Genomic DNA, 18,023 nt, shown 5'->3' with positions numbered 1-18,023 from the left:
GCAATTGAGCTTCTCTATGGCCTGGTCACCAGCCAGCCGCGCAAAGGCCTGCGTCACAATTTATTCAGACGGCCGGCAAGCCCTGGCCGGCCGCCGCACGAGCCCTAGTGCAGCCGGCTTGGCCTGTGCCTGCGACATCAGTATGCGTTGGCGGGGCCAGCCTATCGTGGCACGATGGCGCGGTTCCGCATTGAGATCGTTCTGCCATGCCGCATACCCCTGCCGAGTCTTTTCCTTTGATTGCAGCTATCGACCTGGGCTCCAACAGCTTCCATATGGTGCTGGCCAAAGCCGATCATGGCGAGATCCGCATCCTCGAACGCCTCGGCGACAAGGTCCAGTTGGCCGCTGGCATCGACGAGCAGCGCCTGCTCAGCGAAGAAGCCATGCAGCGCGGGCTCGATTGCTTGCGCCGCTTCGCCCAGCTGACCGCCAGCCTGCCGGAAGGCGCAGTGCGCGTGGTGGGCACCAATGCCCTGCGTGAGGCGCGCAACCGTGGCGAATTTATCCGCCGCGCCGAAGAAATTCTCGGCCACCCGGTGGAAGTCATCTCCGGGCGTGAAGAAGCGCGCCTGATCTACCTCGGCGTATCGCACAGCATCGCAGACACCCCTGGCAAGCGTCTGGTTGCCGATATTGGCGGCGGCAGCACCGAGTTCATCATCGGCCAGCGCTTCGAACCACTGCTGCGCGAAAGCCTGCAGATGGGCTGCGTCAGCTTTACTCAGCGCTTCTTCAAGGACGGCAAGATCACCCCGGCGCGTTACGCCCAGGCCTACACGGCGGCGCGACTGGAGATCATGGGCATTGAGCACGCTCTGCGCCGCCTGGGCTGGGAAGATGCGGTGGGGGCATCCGGTACCATAAAAGCCATCGGCCTGACCATTCAAGCGGCGGGCCTTGGCGCAGGCGAAGTGAACGCCCAGGGCCTGGCCTGGCTGAAACGCAAAGTATTCAAGGCTGGTGAGGTGGAAAAGCTCGACCTCGATGGCATCAAGCCAGATCGCCGAGGCATCTTCCCGGCGGGCCTGGCGATTCTCGAAGCAATCTTCGATGCCTGTGATATCCAGCGCATGAGCCATTCCGAAGGCGCGCTGCGTGAAGGCGTGCTGTACGACCTGCTGGGTCGCCATCAGCATGAAGACGTGCGTGAACGCACGCTGAGCTCGCTGATGGAGCGCTACCACGTCGACCTGGAGCAGGCCGCACGGGTCGAAAGCAAGGCACTCTCGGCACTGGAGAAGGTCGCAGGGGATTGGCAGCTGGAAGACGACTGGCACCGCGAGTTGCTCAGCTGGGCGGCCAAGGTGCATGAAGTCGGCCTGGATATTGCCCACTACCAGTACCACAAGCACGGCGCTTACCTAGTCGAGCACTCAGACCTATCCGGCTTCTCGCGACAGGATCAGCAGATGCTCGCGCTCTTGGTGCGCGGCCATCGACGCAACATCCCCAAGGACAAGTTTGCCGAGTTCGGCGCCGAGGGCATGAAACTGATCCGCCTCTGCGTGCTGCTGCGCTTTGCCATCCTGTTCCACCACATCCGTGGTACTCAGGAAATGCCCAACGTGCAGCTAAAAGCGGCCGAACAGCGCCTGGATATTCAGTTCCCTGAAGGCTGGCTGGAGAGCAACCCGCTGACCCAGGCAGATTTCACCCAGGAAGCGGAGTGGCTCAAGCGCATCGGGATTGAACTGAGTGTGAGCTGATACTCACGGCCCTCGCCCATAGTGTGAGAGGGCCATTCAGATAGATGTGGCAGCCTTGCTTAGCGCGCGCTGATCAGCGGTGCAGTCAGTTTCTCCAGTAGGCCAGCCTGAGCGCTGCGCGGATTCTGGTTGCCGCTGGGGCTGACACGCAGATAACGCCCGTCCGGCTGCAGCACCCAGGCCTGGGTGTTGTCGGTCAGATAGCTTTCCAGCTCCTTCTTGACCCGCAGAATCAGCTTCTTGCCTTCCACCGGGAAGCAAGTCTCGACGCGCTTGTCGAGGTTGCGCTCCATCCAGTCGGCACTCGATAGGTAGATCTTCTCCTCGCCGCCATTGGAGAAATAGAACACCCGCGTGTGCTCCAGGAAACGGCCAATGATCGAGCGCACCTGAATGTTGTGCGAGACCCCGACAATCCCTGGACGCAAGCAGCACATACCGCGCACCACCAGGTCGATCTTCACCCCAGTCTGGCTGGCCTTGTACAGCGCGCGGATGATCTTCGGATCAGTCAGCGAGTTGAACTTGGCGATGATATGCGCCGGCTTACCCTCGGCCGCCAGCGCGGTTTCGCGGGCGATCATGTCGAGCAGGGTCTTTTTCAGGGTAAACGGCGCGTGCAGCAGCTTCTTCATGCGCAGGGTCTTACCCATGCCAATCAGCTGACTGAACAGCTTGGAGACGTCCTCGCACAGCGCCATATCGGCGGTCAGCAGGCTGTAGTCGGTGTACAGTTTGGCGTTGCCGGCGTGGTAGTTACCGGTGCCGAGGTGGGCGTAGCGGACGATATCGCCACTCTCGCGGCGCAGAATCAGCATCATCTTGGCGTGGGTTTTAAAGCCCACCACACCGTAGATCACCACCGCGCCAGCGGCCTGCAGGCGGCTAGCAAGCTGCAGGTTGGACTCTTCATCAAAGCGCGCCCGTAGCTCGATCACGGCGGTGACTTCCTTGCCGTTGCGCGCGGCTTCCACCAGCGCATCGACGATCTCCGAGTTGGCACCGGAGCGGTATAGCGTCTGCTTGATTGCCAGTACGTGCGGGTCTTTCGCCGCCTGACGCAGCAGATCGACCACTGGGGTGAACGACTCGAAGGGGTGCAGCAGCAGAATGTCCTGCTTACTGACCACACTGAAAATGTTCTCGGCGTTCTGCAACAGCTTGGGGATCACCGGGGTAAACGGGGTGTATTGCAGCTCCGGATGACTTTCCAGGCCGGTGATGCTGAACAGGCGGGTCAGGTTGACCGGACCATTGACCCGGTACAACTCGGCCTCGGTCAGGCTGAACTGCTTGAGCAGGTAATCGAGCAGCGGCCGTGGGCAGGTGTCGACCACTTCCAGGCGCACCGCATCGCCATAACGACGGCTGAACAGCTCACCGCGCAGGGCACGGGCCAGGTCTTCGACGTCCTCGGTGTCCACCGACAGGTCGGCGTTACGGGTCAGGCGGAACTGGTAGCAGCCCTTGACCTTCATGCCCTGGAACAGGTCATCGGCATGGGCGTGGATCATCGAGGAGAGGAACACGAAGTTGTCGCCAGGGCCACCGACGTCTTCCGGAACCTTGATGATGCGTGGCAGCAGGCGCGGCGCCGGGATGATCGCCAGACCAGAGTCGCGGCCGAAGGCGTCGATACCTTCCAGCTCGACGATAAAGTTCAGGCTCTTGTTCACCAGCAACGGGAACGGGTGCGTTGGATCGAGGCCGATCGGGGTGATGATCGGCGCGATCTCATCACGGAAATAGCGGCGCACCCAGGCCTTGTGCTTGGCCGTCCAGAAGCGCCGACGGATAAAGTTGACGTTGTGCTTGGCCAGCGCCGGGAACAGGGTGTCGTTAAGAATGGCGTACTGACGATCCACCTGCTCGTGCACCAGCTCGGCAATCCGCGCCAGCGCCTGATGCGGCTGCAGGCCATCGGCGCCGGCTTGTTCACGGGCGAAGTTGATCTGCTTCTTCAGCCCAGCCACGCGGATCTCGAAGAACTCATCGAGGTTGCTGGAGAAGATCAGCAGGAACTTCAACCGCTCCAGCAACGGATAGGACTCATCCAGCGCCTGTTCCAGCACGCGGATATTGAATTGCAGCTGCGACAGCTCGCGGTGAATGTACAGGCTGCTGTCATCCAGGTTATGGATCACCACAGGCGCCGGGGCGACCGGCACTGGGGCTTCGATGACAGGCACTTCCACGGCTACAACCTCGTCGACGACCGGCTGGGCATCTTGCAATTCAGGGGTACTGAGTCCTTCGGTGTTCATTACAAAGTCCTGGCGGGGCTATTGCCCCTGCTTCAGCAGTTCTGCCGCGCGCACGGCGAAATAAGTCAGGATGCCATCGGCACCCGCACGTTTGAAGGCAGTCAGTGATTCAAGAATCACCGCCTCGCCCAACCAACCATTCTGGATAGCCGCCATATGCATGGCGTACTCACCGCTGACCTGATAGACAAAGGTCGGCACCTTGAATTCCGCTTTGACCCGCCAGAGGATGTCCAGATAGGGCATGCCCGGCTTGACCATCACCATATCCGCGCCTTCGGCCAGATCGGCCGCTACTTCATGCAGCGCTTCGTCGCCATTGGCCGGGTCCATCTGGTAGCTGGCCTTGTTGGCCTTGCCCAGATTGGCCGCCGAACCCACTGCATCGCGGAACGGGCCGTAGTAGGCACTGGCGTACTTGGCCGAGTAGGCCATGATGCGCACATTGCTGTGATCGGCCAGTTCCAGCGCCTCGCGGATCGCCTGCACGCGGCCATCCATCATGTCCGAGGGCGCCACCACCTGAGCACCGGCCGCTGCATGTGACAGTGCCTGTTTGACCAGCGCATCAACGGTCACGTCGTTCTGCACATAGCCGTCGGCATCGAGGATGCCGTCCTGACCGTGCGTGGTGAACGGGTCCAGCGCCACGTCGCTGATCACCCCCAACTCGGGAAACTTGGCGCGCAGGGCGCGGATGGCGCGCTGGGCGATGCCGTCCGGGTTCCAGGCTTCTTCAGCCAGCAGGGATTTCTTCTCCAGCGGAGTCACCGGGAACAGCGCCAGCGCCGGAATGCCCAGAGCCATCCAGTGCTCGGCTTCCTTGAGCAGCAGGTCGATGGACAGGCGCTCGACGCCGGGCATCGAGGCAATCGCTTCGCGGCGGTTTTCGCCGTCGAGGACGAACACCGGCAGAATCAGGTCATCGACACTCAGGCGGTTTTCACGCACCAGACGCCGGGAAAAATCATCACGGCGGTTGCGACGCAGGCGAGTGGCGGGAAACAGACGATTGGCGGGGGTAAAGCTCACGGCAGGCTCCGAAGCCCGTAGCGACGGGCGAGTGTGACAGTTATAAGCGGCCATTATGACCAAAGTATGACAACGCACGACAGCGCTGCGACCGCTTGCCGCAAGCCCAACAAGCATAGCGCCGCGACCGACGCGAGGATATGCCGGAAAAGCAGGGAGATAGTCTGAATAGCAAGGCTTAAACGCATAACGGTGGAGCAAGCCTGCGCCTCTCCACCGTTATCGGGCCCAGCAGCGGTTTATGCCTAAGCAGGCACGGGAGTATCTCCGCGCGGGGTCCAGAACAGCGCACCGACACTGAGCAGGCTATAGGCCAGCAGTAGCGCCCAAAGCAGTGGCTGAGCGGTCAACAGGCCAAGCTGCAGGGCCAGCCAGACCGCCGGCAGGTTGAGCAGCAGACGAAGCATTTCCCAGCGCCTGGCCGTCGGCCGGTTTTCCAGCCAGCTGCCGATAATCATCAGCCCCACGGCCATCCAGACGATGCCCAGTAGCGCCTGCATCAGGCTCAGTGTGTCGCCCATGCCCAGCAGCACGGTGCCGGCCACTACATACAGACTGAACTGCACGCCGGCATAGAGCTTCTGCGCCAGGCTCAGCGGCACATCGAATTTGACGAACTGGCTGAGGTCCGGCTTGCTCTGCGGGTACTTGGCCGCCACATCGGCCGGGCGCCAGCCGGTGCGCATAAACCAGATGCGCAGCTTGTCCCACCAGGACTCAGCCCGTACCGCGTCCCGCCACAGCGCGACATAGAACTGCGCATTGGCCCACAGCGGGTTCCAGCTGGCCAGCGGCGTGGTCACGCCAAAGATCACCGGTTCTTCATCCAGTTCCTCCTGAAAGGTGCCGAACAACCGATCCCAGAGAATGAACACTCCGCCGTAATTGCGATCCATATACACGGCATTCTGCGCATGGTGCACACGGTGGTTGGACGGCGTGATGAAGAACCACTCGAACCAGCCCAGTTTGGGGATATGCCGGGTGTGCACCCAGAACTGATACAGCAGGTTCAACGCAGCCACGGTGAGGAATACCAGCGGCGGCACGCCAATCAGCGCCATCGGCAGGTAGAAGATCCAGCCGAAGATGAAGCCGGTACTGGTCTGCCGCAACGCGGTGGAGAGGTTGTAGTCCTCACTCTGGTGATGCACCGAATGCGCGGCCCAGAGCACGTTGCGTTCATGGCCCAGACGGTGGTTCCAGTAGTAACAGAAGTCGTAGAAGACGAAGGCAAACAGCCAGACCCACAGGCTGCTGGCCGACAACTCGAACACACCGAAGTGCTGCCAGGCCGGGGTGTAAGTGAGTAACCCGACGGCCTTGGTCAGCAGACCCACGGTAGTCGACAGCACCCCGGCGCTGAGGCTGTTGATGGCGTCGGAGAAGCGGTAGGTGCTGACCCCGCGCCAGCGGTCGAGCAGCAGCTCCAGAGCGATCAAGGCAAAGAAGAACGGTACGGCATAGAGGATGTAATTCATGGTTTCACCGGTTGCATAGAATCGCCATATCGCTGCACGAGGCTAACGGCTAGGATTGCTCAATAAATCCTAGCCCAGCGCCACATCCGCCTCGCGGCGCACCATGCCAACCTGGGTGGCATATGGCGACATTAGGGTTCAGGCGACGACACGACTCAATTCGGTACAGCTGGTTATTCAGGAGAATTTGATGAACAAGAAAGTCGCGGTGATTCTTTCCGGCTGTGGCGTCTACGACGGCGCGGAAATCCATGAAAGCGTGATCACCCTGCTGCGCCTCGATCAACGCGGCGCGCAGGTGCAGTGCTTTGCCCCCAACGTGCCGCAGCTGCACGTGGTCGATCACTACAGTGGCGACGAAATGGACGACACGCGCAACGTACTGGTTGAATCGGCGCGCATCGCCCGCGGCAAGATCAAGGACGTCAAGGAGTTGCATGTCGGCGACTTTGATGCGCTGATCCTGCCAGGCGGCTTCGGCGTGGCAAAAAACCTCTCCGATTTCGCCATCAGCGGCGCCAACTGCACCGTGCAGCCCGATGTACTGAGCGCCACCCAGGCCTTCGTCAAGGCCGGCAAGCCAGTGGGCTTGATGTGCATTGCCCCGGCACTGGCGGCAAAAATCTTCGGCGCGGGCGTGATCTGCACCATCGGCAAGGACCATGAAACCGCCGCTGCCGTGGTGCAGATGGGTGCCGAGCACCATGAGTGCGAAGTCAGCGAGATTGTCGAAGATGCCGAACGCAAGCTGGTGACCACCCCGGCCTATATGTCCGCCCAGTCGATCAGTGAGGCCGCCTCGGGGATCAACAAGCTGGTTGATCGGGTGCTGGAGCTCAGCCAACCAGCCTAAATCTTCGACCTGATCAGCCACCGACCAGGCCGATAGCAAGCCAATCACGCCAATGCGCGCGGTACTCCGGCCGCGCCACTGGTCACAGCGGCCTCAGTGCGGCAGGTTGAGTATCCCTTTGCCTAGGCACGATCTCCAATGAGTAACCCACCTTTCGAGCTCACCGCCGAGCTTCAGCAAGCGGTTAGCAGCTTCTTCCAACGTATCCCGTTTAATCAGATGCTCGGTATCGAGCTGGACGAGCTGAGCGCCCAGCGCGTGACCATGCACCTGCCGATGAAGCCCGAGCTGATCGGCAACTTCGTCCACGGCATTCTGCATGGCGGGGTGATTTCTTCGCTGCTGGATGTAGCCGGCGGTGCCATGGCGCTGATTGGCGCCTTCGATAAGCACCAGCACCTGTCCAGCGCCGAACGCATGGCGCGGCTGTCCAAGCTCGGCACCATCGACCTGCGCATCGACTACCTGCGCCCCGGCCGTGGCCAGCGCTTTACCGCCAGCGCCGTGCTGCTGCGTACCGGCAACAAGGTAGCGGTGGTGCGCAGCGAACTGCACAGCGATGACGGCACCTTGGTCGCCGTCGGTACTGGCACTTATCTGTGCGGCTAAAAAGCTAACGGCGCTGCAAACGCGTAAGAATGCGATCCAATGAATTGGCAAACGCCTGCTTGTCGCGCTCACCATAAGGCGGCTGACCGCCACCCACCTGGCCCAGCTCGCGCAACTCGGTGAACAGGTTACGCACGGCCAGTTTGTCGCCCATGTTGCGCTCATCGAACTCGCGGCCACGCGGGTCGAGGGCAGCCACGCCCTTCTTCACCAAGCGGTCGGCCAGCGGTACGTCGCTGCAGATCACCAGCTCACCCGGCAGCGCATGTTCCACCAGGTAGTCATCCGCTGCATCCGGACCGCTGGGCACCACAATCAGCCGCACACAGCTGTAGGCCGGTTTGACCTGCGCCTGCCCCGCCACCAACAGCACCTCGATGCGTCGCTTCAAGGCGAACTTCACCACCTGATCCTTGGCCGCCTTGGGGCAGGCATCGGCATCAATCCAGACTCGCATCACCCTGCACTCTCCAGAGGCACTAAAGCCGGCATGTTAAGCCATGCCGGCCACCACGGAGCTTTACGCCTGAGACAAACGGCGCCGCTCGCCCAGCCAGCTGCGCCCGTACAGCAGCGTAATGGCTGCCAGCGCCGCAGCCTGGGCCGCCAGGCTGTAGGCATCGTCGTGAATACCCAGCCAGTCGAACTCGAAGAATGCCACCGGCCGCGTACCGAGCACTCCAGCTTCCTGCAGCGCCGCGACGCCATGGCCAGCGAATACCACCGAGAGCACACAGAGCAACACCGCATTGACACCGAAGAAGGTCGCCAGCGGCAGTTTGCGTGAGCCGCGCAGAATCACCCAGGCCAGCCCCAGCAGCAGAACCAAAGCCGCCGCCGCACCCGCCAGCACCATGCCGTGGCCTTGCGGACCGGCCTGCAGCCAGAGGGTTTCGTAGAACAGGATGACTTCGAACAACTCGCGGTACACCGAGAAGAACGCCAGCACAGCAAAGCCGAAACGCCCGCCACCGCCGACCAGGCTGCTCTTGATGTAATCCTGCCAGGCCGCCGCATGCCGGCGGTCATGCATCCACACGCCGAGCCAGAGCACCATCACGCTGGCAAACAGCGCAGTCACGCCTTCCAGCAGTTCACGCTGCGCACCGCTGACATCGATCAAATACGCCGCCAACGCCCAGGTGCCCGCGCCAGCCAGCAGCGCCAGGCCCCAGCCGATATGCACGCTGCGCACCGCCTGTTGCTGGCCAGTGTTGCGCAGGAAAGCCAGAATCGCCGCCAGCACCAGAATCGCCTCCAGTCCTTCACGCAGCAGAATCAGCAGGCTGGAGAAGAAACTCAGTGAGTCCGACAAGCCATCGCTGTCGAGCAACGCGGCAGACGTCGCCAGCTCGGCCTTGGCCTGCTCCAGCCGCTGCGCCGCCAGGGGTACCGACAGGCCATCCTGCAGCGCCTGGCGGTAAGCCATCAGCGCACGCTCGGTGGTCTTGCGCTGCACCGAGTCGAGGTTATCGAGGGCGCTTTCGACCAGCTCGAAGCCCTCCAGGTAAGCGCCAACGGACAGATCATAGGCCTGCTCGTGATCGCCCGCCCGGTAGGCTGCCAGGCTCTGCTCCAAGGTGGCGCGAGTGTGCTCGATCAACTGCAGTGGGCCGCGCTGCTGCAGCGGAGGCTGGGCACGCTGGACGCGGAAGCGTGCAGCAGCCTCATCACCCTGCGCTGCCGCCACTTCATCCGGGGTTGTGCCGGCCAACACCGCCACCGTGAACGGCGCGCCGGCGGCAACCGGCTCGGCACTGAAGCCAGCGATATAGCTGGCCAGGTCCCAGCGCTGCCGCTCATCCAACTGATCGGCAAAAGCCGCCATATCGGTGCCTTCGATGCCCAGACCGATGGTGTTGAACAGGTCATACAGACTCAACCGGTTGAGCCGCGCCAGGTCGCGCAGGTTGGCTGGTGGCGGCTCCAGGCCAATACCGGCCGGCCCATCACCCACGCCGCTGTCGCCGTGGCACACGCTGCAGTGCTGGGCAAACAGCGGCGCGCCACGGCTAGGATCGGGGGTGATAGCTGGGGTCTGACTGACGCCATAAGCGCTGGCCAAGGTCGCGGCCAACTGCCGGGCCTGCAGGGCAACCTGGCCGCCGTCGACACGCCCCTCAATGCCCTGGCGCAGACTGGCAACACCCTGCTGCAATTCGGCTTGCTCGTTACGCGCTGGCAGCGCAACGATCAGCCCTTCCAGTACAGTAAGAAACTCAAGCTGCTCACGGTACTCACCGGAGTCGATCACCTGACCATTGGCCACGGTGGCCGGGTAGTCAGCGCCCAAGTAACCGAGCAGATGCAACGCTTGCGCCGCGCCGTCAATGGGCTCGGCCATAACAGCCAGGCTGCAGAATGCCAACACAGGCACCAGCAACCAGCTGCAGAAACGTAATACGAAAGTCATATAGGAGTGGATCCCAAATACGAATGGATGACATTCGATTGTTACCCTCCTAATGATTTTCCTCAACCTTTGATCGACCATGGCCTGCGACGGATCGTCGCAAGGATGCAGGAGTGATGCGATGACGTTTTGGCAACGCCTGGAAGAACCAGCGCATGTCGTGGTCTGCGGTGCCAGCCGGGGAATCGGCCTGGCCCTCACCGCGCAGCTGCTGGCGCGCGCTGATATTGCTGAAGTGTGGGCCATCGCCCGCCACGCCAACCAGGCCCCCGGCTTGCTTGAGCTGCAAGCGCAATACGGCCAACGCCTGCGCTGCCTGGATGTGGACGTGTGCGATGAACAGGCGCTGAGCGCGATGGCCATGCATTTACGTGCCGCCATGCCACGCCTGCACCTGTTGCTGTGTACCGTTGGTGTGCTGCAGGACGGCGCAGCGAAAGCCGAGAAAGGTCTAAGCCAGATCAGTCTTGAAGGGCTACTGGCAACCTTTCAACGCAACAGCTTTGCGCCGATTCTGCTGCTCAAGCACCTGCTGCCGCTGCTGCGTGGTCAGCACGCCTGCACCGTAGCGGCACTGTCGGCACGGGTCGGTTCGATTGGCGACAACCGCCTCGGCGGCTGGTACAGCTACCGTGCCAGCAAGGCCGCGCTGAACCAACTGCTGCACACCGCGAGCATCGAGTTGAGCCGTCTCAACCCCAACAGTTGCGTGCTCAGCCTGCACCCTGGCACCACCGACACCGAACTGTCGAAACCCTTTCAGGCCAATGTGCCAGCCGACAAACTGTTTACCCCAAACTACTCAGCCGGATGCCTGCTTGCGCAGATCGAACAGCACGGTCCGGCGCAAACTGGCACGTTCTGGGGCTGGGACGGCCAGCCAATTCCCTGGTAGCTATACCAGCGAAGATCAGACCGGCGCGCGCCGCACGCTGGCCAGCAGTGCCGCCGCGCCGACAAACAGCGCGCCGAATGTGCGGTTCATCAGCTTCTGCTGACGTGGCGAACGCAGCGCGCCCAACACCCGGGCAGCCAGACCGGTGTAACCGGCCATAACAATCAGGTCGACGCAGATCATGGTCACCCCCATCACCAGGTACTGCATCAGCAGCGGTGCCTGCGGGTTAAGGAACTGCGGCAGCACCGCGAGCATAAAGACGATCGCCTTGGGGTTGCTGAAGTTCACCAGAAAGCCGCGCAGCACCAGGGTCAGCGGCCGGCCTATGGGGCGCTCGGTCTGCGCGGCCATATCACTGGGCAGCGCCTGCCACTGGCGATAGCCGAGGTAGACCAGGTAGACCACGCCAAACCATTTGATCAGGCTGAAAGCCAGCTCCGACGCCGCCAGAATCGCCCCTACACCGGCGGCTACGATGGCAATCTGCAACACCAACCCCAGCTGCAGCCCCAGAGCATTCCAGTAGCCGCGCAAAAACCCGTATTGCAGCCCGGCTGACATCGAGGCAATCGCCCCGGCACCCGGCGACAGGCTGATGACCCAACAGGCCACAAAGAACGCAAGCCAGGTTTCCAGTGCCATGGCATTTCTCCATCAAACAAATGCGAAATAAAAAGGGGTAGGCCTTAGCCTACCCCTTGTCGATTGCCTCGCCCAGCCTGTGGCTTAGTTTGGCAAGTCCTTGCGCAACTGCACCGGTTCCGCCTCTTCTTCCTTGCGTGCACGAGCACGAGCGGTACGCATACGGATATTGACGGCTTCCACCGCCAGCGAGAAGGCCATGGCGAAGTACACATAACCCTTCGGCACATGCACCTCGAAGGCTTCGGCGATCAACACGGTACCGACCACGATGAGGAACGACAGGGCAAGAATTTTCAGGCTCGGGTGCTTGTCGATAAAGTCGCTGATAGTGCCAGCCGACAGCATCATCACGATCACCGAAATCACAATGGCTGCGACCATGACGGGCACGTTGTCGACCAAACCGACGGCGGTGATGACCGAGTCAAGGGAGAACACGATGTCGATGATCGCGATCTGCACGATGATCCCCATAAAGCCGTAGGTCTTGCCACCCACGGCTTGGGCTTCTTCTTCGCCTTCCAGGCTGTGGAAGATCTCCGCAGTACTCTTCCACAACAGGAACAGACCACCGAAGAACAGAATCAGATCACGGCCGGAGAAGCCCTGATCGAACACATGGAACAGATCGGCCGTCAGGCGCATCACCCAGCTGATCGACAGCAGCAGCAGAATCCGCGTGCCCATCGCCAGGGCCAGGCCGAAGAAGCGCGCCTTGGGTTGCTGATGCTTGGGCAGACGGCTGACCAGGATCGAGATAAAGATGATGTTGTCGATGCCCAGGACAATTTCCAGGGCGGTCAGGGTCAGAAACGCGACCCAGAGTTCAGGGCTGGCTAGCCATTCCATAGGAATCAGTTCTCGCTCTTACGTTCAGGGGGGAGTTCGCCATTGCGCCAGCGGCGCACGGCTTTTTGAAAAAACAGGCTATTGGGAATCTGCACCCAGGCACCAGGCGCATCACCGCTGAGATCTTCCAGGGTGGTATAGAACAGGTTGATCGCCATCACTCTGCCGCGCACCCCGGGCTTGTCGGCGCTTTCCAGCACTTCGACACAGTCACCGATACGAAACGGCCCCATGGCGAAGATCAACAACGCGCAGAACATGTTGGACAACACGCTCCAGATGGCGAAAAAGGCCACTGCAGCGACGGCGGCAAAACCGGTCAGTGCGGTCCACAGCACCTGCGCGGAAACGCCCAGACGCTCCAGCACCAACATGAATGCGCTACCGAGAATCAGCCAGCGCAGCAGACCGCGCAGCGGCATCAGCAACTCGGCCGGCAACTGCGGGTAGCGGTTACCGAGGCGGGTGATGCCACGGGTGAGAATGCGCTGAAACAACCAGGCCAGCAGCACAATCAGGATTACCTGACCGGTGCGCAGCAACGGCTCTTGCCAGGTCATCAGCCATTCCAGCGTCGGCAGGGTGATGTTCAACTGGCGGCCTCCAGCTCGGCTTGCAGAGCTTCGAGGGTTTCCAGCGCGAGCATCCAGCTTTCTTCAAGATCGGCTTCGCGACTTTTCAGCTTGGCCTGTTCGGCCAAGGCATCACGCAGCTCGTCCTTGCGCGCGGCCTCGTAGATGCCGCTGTCGCCCAGGCGCGCTTCAACGGCAGCGAGCTTCTCGTGCAACTGGCCCAGTTCTTTCTCCAGCTTGTCGGCTTCGCGCTTATGCGGCGCCAATTGCTGACGCAAAGCCGCTGCGGCCTGGCGCTGCACACGTTTGTCGGATTTGTCCGGGTTGCTTTCACCACTGCTGGTCGGCGCCTGCCGCGTGCGGTAGTCCACCAGCCAGCGTGCGTAGTCTTCCAGGTCACCGTCAAACGGCTGCACCTGACCATCGGCGACCAGCAGGAACTCGTCAGTGGTGCTTTTCAGCAGATGGCGATCGTGCGACACCACCACCACTGCGCCGGAAAACTCCTGCAGCGCCATGGTCAGCGCCAGGCGCATTTCCAGGTCGAGGTGGTTGGTCGGTTCATCGAGCAGCAGCAGGTTGGGTTTGCCCCAGGCAATCAGCGCCAGGGCAAGGCGGGCTTTCTCACCGCCGGAGAAATTCAGCACCGGCTCGTCGCAACGCGGGCCGCGGAAGTCGAAACCACCGAGGAAGTCGCGCAGGGTCTGCTCACGCTCGGTCGGGGCCAGGCGCTGGAAGTGCAGCAATGGGCTGGCCTTGTCATCCAGGGCATCGAGCTGATGCTGGGCGAAGTAGCCGACCACCAGGTTCTCACCGCGCTGCAGATGGCCACTGATGGGCTGCAGTTCGTTCGACAGGTTTTTGATCAGGGTCGACTTACCCGCCCCGTTCGGTCCGAGCAGGCCCAAGCGCGCGCCGGGAGACAGGTTCAGTTTGACCTTCTCCAGCACCACCTTGTCGCCATAACCCAGGCGGCCTTCGCTCAGACTGAGCAGCGGGCTGGAGATCTTGTCGGCCTCGCGGAAACTGAAGTCGAAGGGCGAATCAACATGCGCGGCCGACAGCTCTTCCATGCGTTCCAGCGCTTTGATCCGGCTCTGCGCCTGACGCGCCTTGGTGGCCTGGGCCTTGAAGCGGGCGATGTACTTTTCCATGTGCGCGCGCTGCGCCTGCTGCTTCTCGTACGCCTGTTGCTGCTGCGCCAGACGCTCGGCACGGGTGCGCTCGAAGGCCGAATAGCCGCCGCGATAGAGGGTCAGCTTCTGCTGGTCGAGGTGAGCAACGTGGTCCACTACGGCATCCAGGAAATCGCGGTCATGGGAGATCAGCAGCAAGGTACCGGGGTAACCTTTCAGCCAGCTTTCCAGCCAGAGAATCGCGTCGAGGTCGAGGTGGTTGGTCGGCTCATCGAGCAACAGCAAATCAGACGGGCACATCAACGCCTGCGCCAGGTTCAGGCGCATGCGCCAGCCACCGGAGAAGTCGCCGACGCGGCGATCCATCTGCGCACTGTCAAAGCCCAGACCGGCTAGCAGCTTGCGCGCACGGGCATCGGCGCTGTAGCCGTCGAGGGTGTCCAGCTCGGTGTGCAGACGCGCCACGGCGGCACCGTCATGCGCAGCTTCGGCCACAGCCAGTTCGGCCTGCACCTTGCGCAGTTGCAGGTCGCCATCGAGTACATAATCCACCGCCTGGCGCTCGACCGCGTCGATCTCCTGGCGCATATGCGCCACACGCCAATCGGCGGGGATCAGGCAATCGCCCGCGTCCGCACTCAGCTCGCCACGAAACAGGGCAAACAGGCTGGATTTGCCGGCGCCGTTGGCGCCGATCAGGCCGGCTTTGTGGCCGGGGTGCAGGGTCATCTCAGCGTCTTCTAGCAGACGCTGAGGGCCACGCTGTAAAGTCAGGTTCTGGAGTCGGATCATAATGGCGGCGGAGTCTACCAGAGTCCCTTTAGAGAAACCCGGAAAGCACCATGCCTACTGACCTGTGGCGATTCGCCGAAGCACTGTATCAACGCCCTGGCGTCGAGGCCGCGTGCCTGCTGTTGCAAACGCAAGGGGCGGACGTGTGCCTGCTGCTTTGCGCCGCCTGGCTGGAACGCCGGCAGATTATCTGCACCAACGAGCGCAGCGATGCGTTAGGCAATATCGCGCAACCCTGGCAACAGCAGGTAGTAGTGCCGCTGCGCCAATTGCGCCAAAGCTGGCGCGAGCAAGCGCAGAGCGATCATGCCCTGGCGCAATTACGTGAACAGATCAAACAGCTGGAGCTGACCGCAGAGCGCGAGCAGTTGGAACGCTTGACAGCCTGTACTCAGAACTGGTCAAGCAACGCGGCGAACGCGCCGCTGAATTGGCTGGAAAAACTGGCTCCCCAGCAGTGCAACCGCGATGCGCTGCAAACGCTGCGCATCGCGGCGGCACACCTCAGCGCTTAAACAGCGCTGGGCGGAGTGCTGCCGTTGCTTCCGGCAGGTGCGGCAGATGCGGCAGGCGCTTCGGCAGCCACTGGTTTGACAGCAGCGGGCTTGGCGGCAGCTTTCTTCACAACCGGCTTGGCTGCAGGTTTTGCAGCTGGCTTGGCCGCAGGCTTACTGGCGGGTTTAGCCGCCGGAGCCTTTTTCACCGCAGGTTTAGCCGCTGCCTTGGCAGGCTGTGCCACCGGCTTGCTAGCGTCAGGTTTGGCCGCGCTGGCTGCTGGTTTTTTCGCCGCAGGTTTGGCGGGTGCCTTGGCTGCAGGCTTAGCCGCGACGGGAGCCTGGCTGACAGCCTTGGCCGGTGCTTTGGCAGCCGGTTTGGCGGGCGCTTTAGCCGGGGCCTTGGCAGCTGGCGCAGCAGCTTTAGTGGCAGGTTTAGCCGCTGGCTTGCTGGCAGCGGGCTTGGCCGGGGCTTTAGTTGCAGCTGGCTTGGCAGCCGGTTTGACCACTGCGGCCTTAGCGGAACGGCTATCGAGCGCTTTGCCCACGGCTTCTTTAACCTTACCAACGCCCTGGGCGAGTTTCAGGCTTTCCTGTGCGTCGCGCTTAAGGCTGGCGATGTAAGTACGGGTTTCACTTTGGCGGTCTTTCAGGGTATCGAGCAATTGCTCCAGCTCAGCCACGGCTTCTTTACCTTTGGCCTGCGCCTTGGCTTTGCCGGCTACCGCTGAATCCTGCATTTTACTGCGGGCTTTATGCAGTTTTTCCTGGGCCTTGCCGCGTTGCTTTTCCAACTTGGCGAGCAACTTTTCGGCATCAACCAAGGCACGCGTGCAGGCATCTTCAAGATGCTCAAGCAGGCTGCTGGAAAGTTGCTGCAGCAGGTGCAGCGGGGTACTCACTGATTTCTTCTTTGCATTCTTTGTTGCCGACATGACACGCCTCCTGGCGGATGAAGATGGCGTCATACTAGACCTCCTTTTGTCCGCCTTGCCACCTCGCCGCACCTGGCTGGCATAATCGGCGCATCTTCGCCGGAGAACCCCTATGCCACGTTTTGCCCTGTTATTGCTCTGCCTGCTCGCGCCCTTGTCTCAAGCAGACGAGCACGCCCACGACCTGGCTTACAGCTTGGGGGTAAAACTCGGCGAGCGACTGCGCTACGAAGTACCGGATCTGGAACTGCAAGCGCTGCTCGATGGCCTGCGCCAGGCTTACCGCAATGAGCCGCTGGCAGTGGATGCCAAACGCATCGAAAGCCTGCTGGCCGAGCATGAAGCGCAACTGGCTAACGCGCCTGAGCGCGTTGAAAAAGCCAAGACGGCCGAACAGCGCTTTCTCGCCATGGAAAAAGCCAAGGCCGGTGTACGCGTACTGCAGGATGGCGTATTGATGCAGGAGCTGCGCGCCGGCAATGGCCGCAAACCAGGCCCGAAGGATCGTATTCAGGTGCGCTATATCGGCTTCTTGGCGGATGGCAGCCAGTTTGATGAAAGTCAGACTGCGCAGTGGTTTCGCTTGGACAGCGTGATCGCTGGATGGCGCAGTGCACTGCAGCAGATGCCAGTCGGCGCACAATGGCGTTTGGTGATTCCATCGGCGCAGGCGTATGGCGAAGAAGGTGCGGGGGATTTGATTCCACCCTACTCGCCCCTGGTGTTCGAGCTGGAATTGCTCGACACCAAGGAGTAACGCGCCGGCGTATCAGAGGGCAGGCGTGGCCTGTTCCTGATGGGCGTTGTGCAGGACTTCAATCAAGCAGTCCTCCAGCTCAAACCGCTCGTGCAACAACTGCCCTAAGCGTTTCAGCTCGTCGATCAGCGAGACCGAGTCATGGCAATCGCCATTATCACAGCGGTCGTTGAACGCCAGCGCCACTTCGGTGATGACCTCAATTCGCGGGTAAATCTGCTTGGCAAGATCGAGGCCACGCTGGTCACCAAAGGCCTTGGCTTCGCTGGTCAACTGTTCGTACACCTCGAAATGGCCAGCGGACACATAGTCAACCAGGATTTCGCAGAAGTGCTGCAGCGGCTCTGCGTTGGCGCTCGGAGCTTGCGGCGAACTGTTGATGGCCGCGTAGGCACTCACCAATTCCTTGCGCTCTTGCAGCCAGCGGTCGATCAGCAGGTGAACTCCACCCCAACGTTCCTGGGCGTTCTGACAACTCTCGAGCATGATGACCTCTACTTCCCTATTGCTATTAGTGTTGTACGCCCGCATCGAGACAGTTTTTTGTCAGTCCGTGCAAGGTCTGGGAAGACAGCCGTGAAACG

At 61.6% G+C, this 18,023-nt stretch carries 17 protein-coding genes; 6 read left to right on the top strand and 11 right to left on the bottom strand.

Features of this window, described 5'->3' with window-relative positions; translation table 11 throughout:
• Nucleotides 1-206: 206 nt before the first annotated feature.
• Nucleotides 207-1,709 carry an exopolyphosphatase gene (ppx, locus tag BLO50_RS15905; protein WP_090254674.1) on the top strand — a complete coding sequence of 501 codons (1,503 nt, stop codon included), beginning with the start codon at nucleotides 207-209 and terminating at the stop codon, nucleotides 1,707-1,709.
• A 59-nt stretch (nucleotides 1,710-1,768) separates the two neighbouring features.
• Here ppx and ppk1 read toward each other — a convergent pair whose 3' ends face one another.
• The 3 genes from ppk1 to BLO50_RS15890 form a co-directional block, all read right to left on the bottom strand.
• Nucleotides 1,769-3,973, bottom strand: a complete 2,205-nt coding sequence (gene ppk1 / locus BLO50_RS15900; RefSeq protein ID WP_090254672.1) for a polyphosphate kinase 1 — start codon at nucleotides 3,971-3,973, stop codon at nucleotides 1,769-1,771.
• An 18-nt stretch (nucleotides 3,974-3,991) separates the two neighbouring features.
• Nucleotides 3,992-5,005, bottom strand: a complete 1,014-nt coding sequence (gene hemB, locus BLO50_RS15895) for a porphobilinogen synthase (protein ID WP_090254670.1) — start codon at nucleotides 5,003-5,005, stop codon at nucleotides 3,992-3,994.
• 245 nt (nucleotides 5,006-5,250) lie between these two features.
• Complete coding sequence (locus BLO50_RS15890) at nucleotides 5,251-6,486, bottom strand: sterol desaturase family protein (RefSeq protein WP_090254668.1); 1,236 nt, start codon at nucleotides 6,484-6,486, stop codon at nucleotides 5,251-5,253.
• A gap of 190 nt (nucleotides 6,487-6,676) precedes the next feature.
• Here BLO50_RS15890 and elbB point away from each other — a divergent pair, with 190 nt between their 5' ends.
• A complete protein-coding gene (gene elbB, locus BLO50_RS15885; protein ID WP_090254666.1) occupies nucleotides 6,677-7,339 on the top strand; it encodes an isoprenoid biosynthesis glyoxalase ElbB in 663 nt (220 codons plus the stop codon).
• 138 nt (nucleotides 7,340-7,477) lie between these two features.
• Nucleotides 7,478-7,948, top strand: coding sequence for a thioesterase family protein (locus BLO50_RS15880; protein ID WP_090254664.1), 471 nt, complete (start codon nucleotides 7,478-7,480; stop codon nucleotides 7,946-7,948).
• A 4-nt stretch (nucleotides 7,949-7,952) separates the two neighbouring features.
• On the opposite strand, the gene BLO50_RS15875 is transcribed toward BLO50_RS15880, so the two are convergent.
• Nucleotides 7,953-8,405 (bottom strand): YaiI/YqxD family protein, encoded by a 453-nt coding sequence (locus BLO50_RS15875; RefSeq protein WP_090254662.1) that lies wholly within the window; start codon nucleotides 8,403-8,405, stop codon nucleotides 7,953-7,955.
• Nucleotides 8,406-8,468: 63 nt separating this feature from the next.
• Nucleotides 8,469-10,361 carry a cytochrome c/FTR1 family iron permease gene (locus BLO50_RS15870; RefSeq protein WP_090254660.1) on the bottom strand — a complete coding sequence of 631 codons (1,893 nt, stop codon included), beginning with the start codon at nucleotides 10,359-10,361 and terminating at the stop codon, nucleotides 8,469-8,471.
• 121 nt (nucleotides 10,362-10,482) lie between these two features.
• On the opposite strand from BLO50_RS15870, the gene BLO50_RS15865 reads away from it, so the two are divergent.
• On the top strand, nucleotides 10,483-11,256 hold the full coding sequence (locus BLO50_RS15865) for an SDR family NAD(P)-dependent oxidoreductase (RefSeq protein ID WP_090254657.1): 774 nt from the start codon (nucleotides 10,483-10,485) through the stop codon (nucleotides 11,254-11,256).
• 15 nt (nucleotides 11,257-11,271) lie between these two features.
• Here the strand turns inward: BLO50_RS15865 and rhtB are convergent, their stop codons facing one another.
• The 4 genes from rhtB to abc-f all read right to left on the bottom strand — a co-directional run bounded on the left by rhtB (nucleotide 11,272) and on the right by abc-f (nucleotide 15,253).
• Nucleotides 11,272-11,901, bottom strand: coding sequence for a homoserine/homoserine lactone efflux protein (gene rhtB, locus BLO50_RS15860; protein WP_090254655.1), 630 nt, complete (start codon nucleotides 11,899-11,901; stop codon nucleotides 11,272-11,274).
• A gap of 84 nt (nucleotides 11,902-11,985) precedes the next feature.
• Nucleotides 11,986-12,753 carry a TerC family protein gene (locus BLO50_RS15855; protein ID WP_090254653.1) on the bottom strand — a complete coding sequence of 256 codons (768 nt, stop codon included), beginning with the start codon at nucleotides 12,751-12,753 and terminating at the stop codon, nucleotides 11,986-11,988.
• 5 nt (nucleotides 12,754-12,758) lie between these two features.
• On the bottom strand, nucleotides 12,759-13,313 hold the full coding sequence (locus tag BLO50_RS15850; RefSeq protein WP_374725347.1) for a mechanosensitive ion channel domain-containing protein: 555 nt from the start codon (nucleotides 13,311-13,313) through the stop codon (nucleotides 12,759-12,761).
• A gap of 29 nt (nucleotides 13,314-13,342) precedes the next feature.
• A complete protein-coding gene (gene abc-f, locus BLO50_RS15845; protein WP_090254651.1) occupies nucleotides 13,343-15,253 on the bottom strand; it encodes a ribosomal protection-like ABC-F family protein in 1,911 nt (636 codons plus the stop codon).
• A 50-nt stretch (nucleotides 15,254-15,303) separates the two neighbouring features.
• Here abc-f and BLO50_RS15840 point away from each other — a divergent pair, with 50 nt between their 5' ends.
• Nucleotides 15,304-15,768 carry a TIGR02444 family protein gene (locus tag BLO50_RS15840; protein WP_090254649.1) on the top strand — a complete coding sequence of 155 codons (465 nt, stop codon included), beginning with the start codon at nucleotides 15,304-15,306 and terminating at the stop codon, nucleotides 15,766-15,768.
• Here the strand turns inward: BLO50_RS15840 and BLO50_RS15835 are convergent.
• Nucleotides 15,765-16,682, bottom strand: a complete 918-nt coding sequence (locus tag BLO50_RS15835; RefSeq protein ID WP_090254646.1) for an AlgP family protein — start codon at nucleotides 16,680-16,682, stop codon at nucleotides 15,765-15,767. The two genes, BLO50_RS15840 and BLO50_RS15835, sit on opposite strands and share 4 nt — an antisense overlap.
• Before the next feature lie 112 nt (nucleotides 16,683-16,794).
• On the opposite strand from BLO50_RS15835, the gene BLO50_RS15830 reads away from it, so the two are divergent.
• Complete coding sequence (locus tag BLO50_RS15830; RefSeq protein ID WP_090254644.1) at nucleotides 16,795-17,439, top strand: FKBP-type peptidyl-prolyl cis-trans isomerase; 645 nt, start codon at nucleotides 16,795-16,797, stop codon at nucleotides 17,437-17,439.
• A 12-nt stretch (nucleotides 17,440-17,451) separates the two neighbouring features.
• Here BLO50_RS15830 and rsd read toward each other — a convergent pair whose 3' ends face one another.
• The gene (gene rsd, locus BLO50_RS15825) at nucleotides 17,452-17,925 is read right to left on the bottom strand and encodes a sigma D regulator (protein WP_090254640.1); all 474 of its coding nucleotides are present in this window, start codon (nucleotides 17,923-17,925) and stop codon (nucleotides 17,452-17,454) included.
• Nucleotides 17,926-18,023: the final 98 nt, after the last annotated feature.

The sequence above is a fragment of the Pseudomonas peli genome (assembly GCF_900099645.1).
Taxonomy (GTDB): domain Bacteria; phylum Pseudomonadota; class Gammaproteobacteria; order Pseudomonadales; family Pseudomonadaceae; genus Aquipseudomonas; species Aquipseudomonas peli.
Note: the sequence above shows the minus strand (reverse complement) of the source record. Positions and strands in the feature narration are given on the sequence as shown.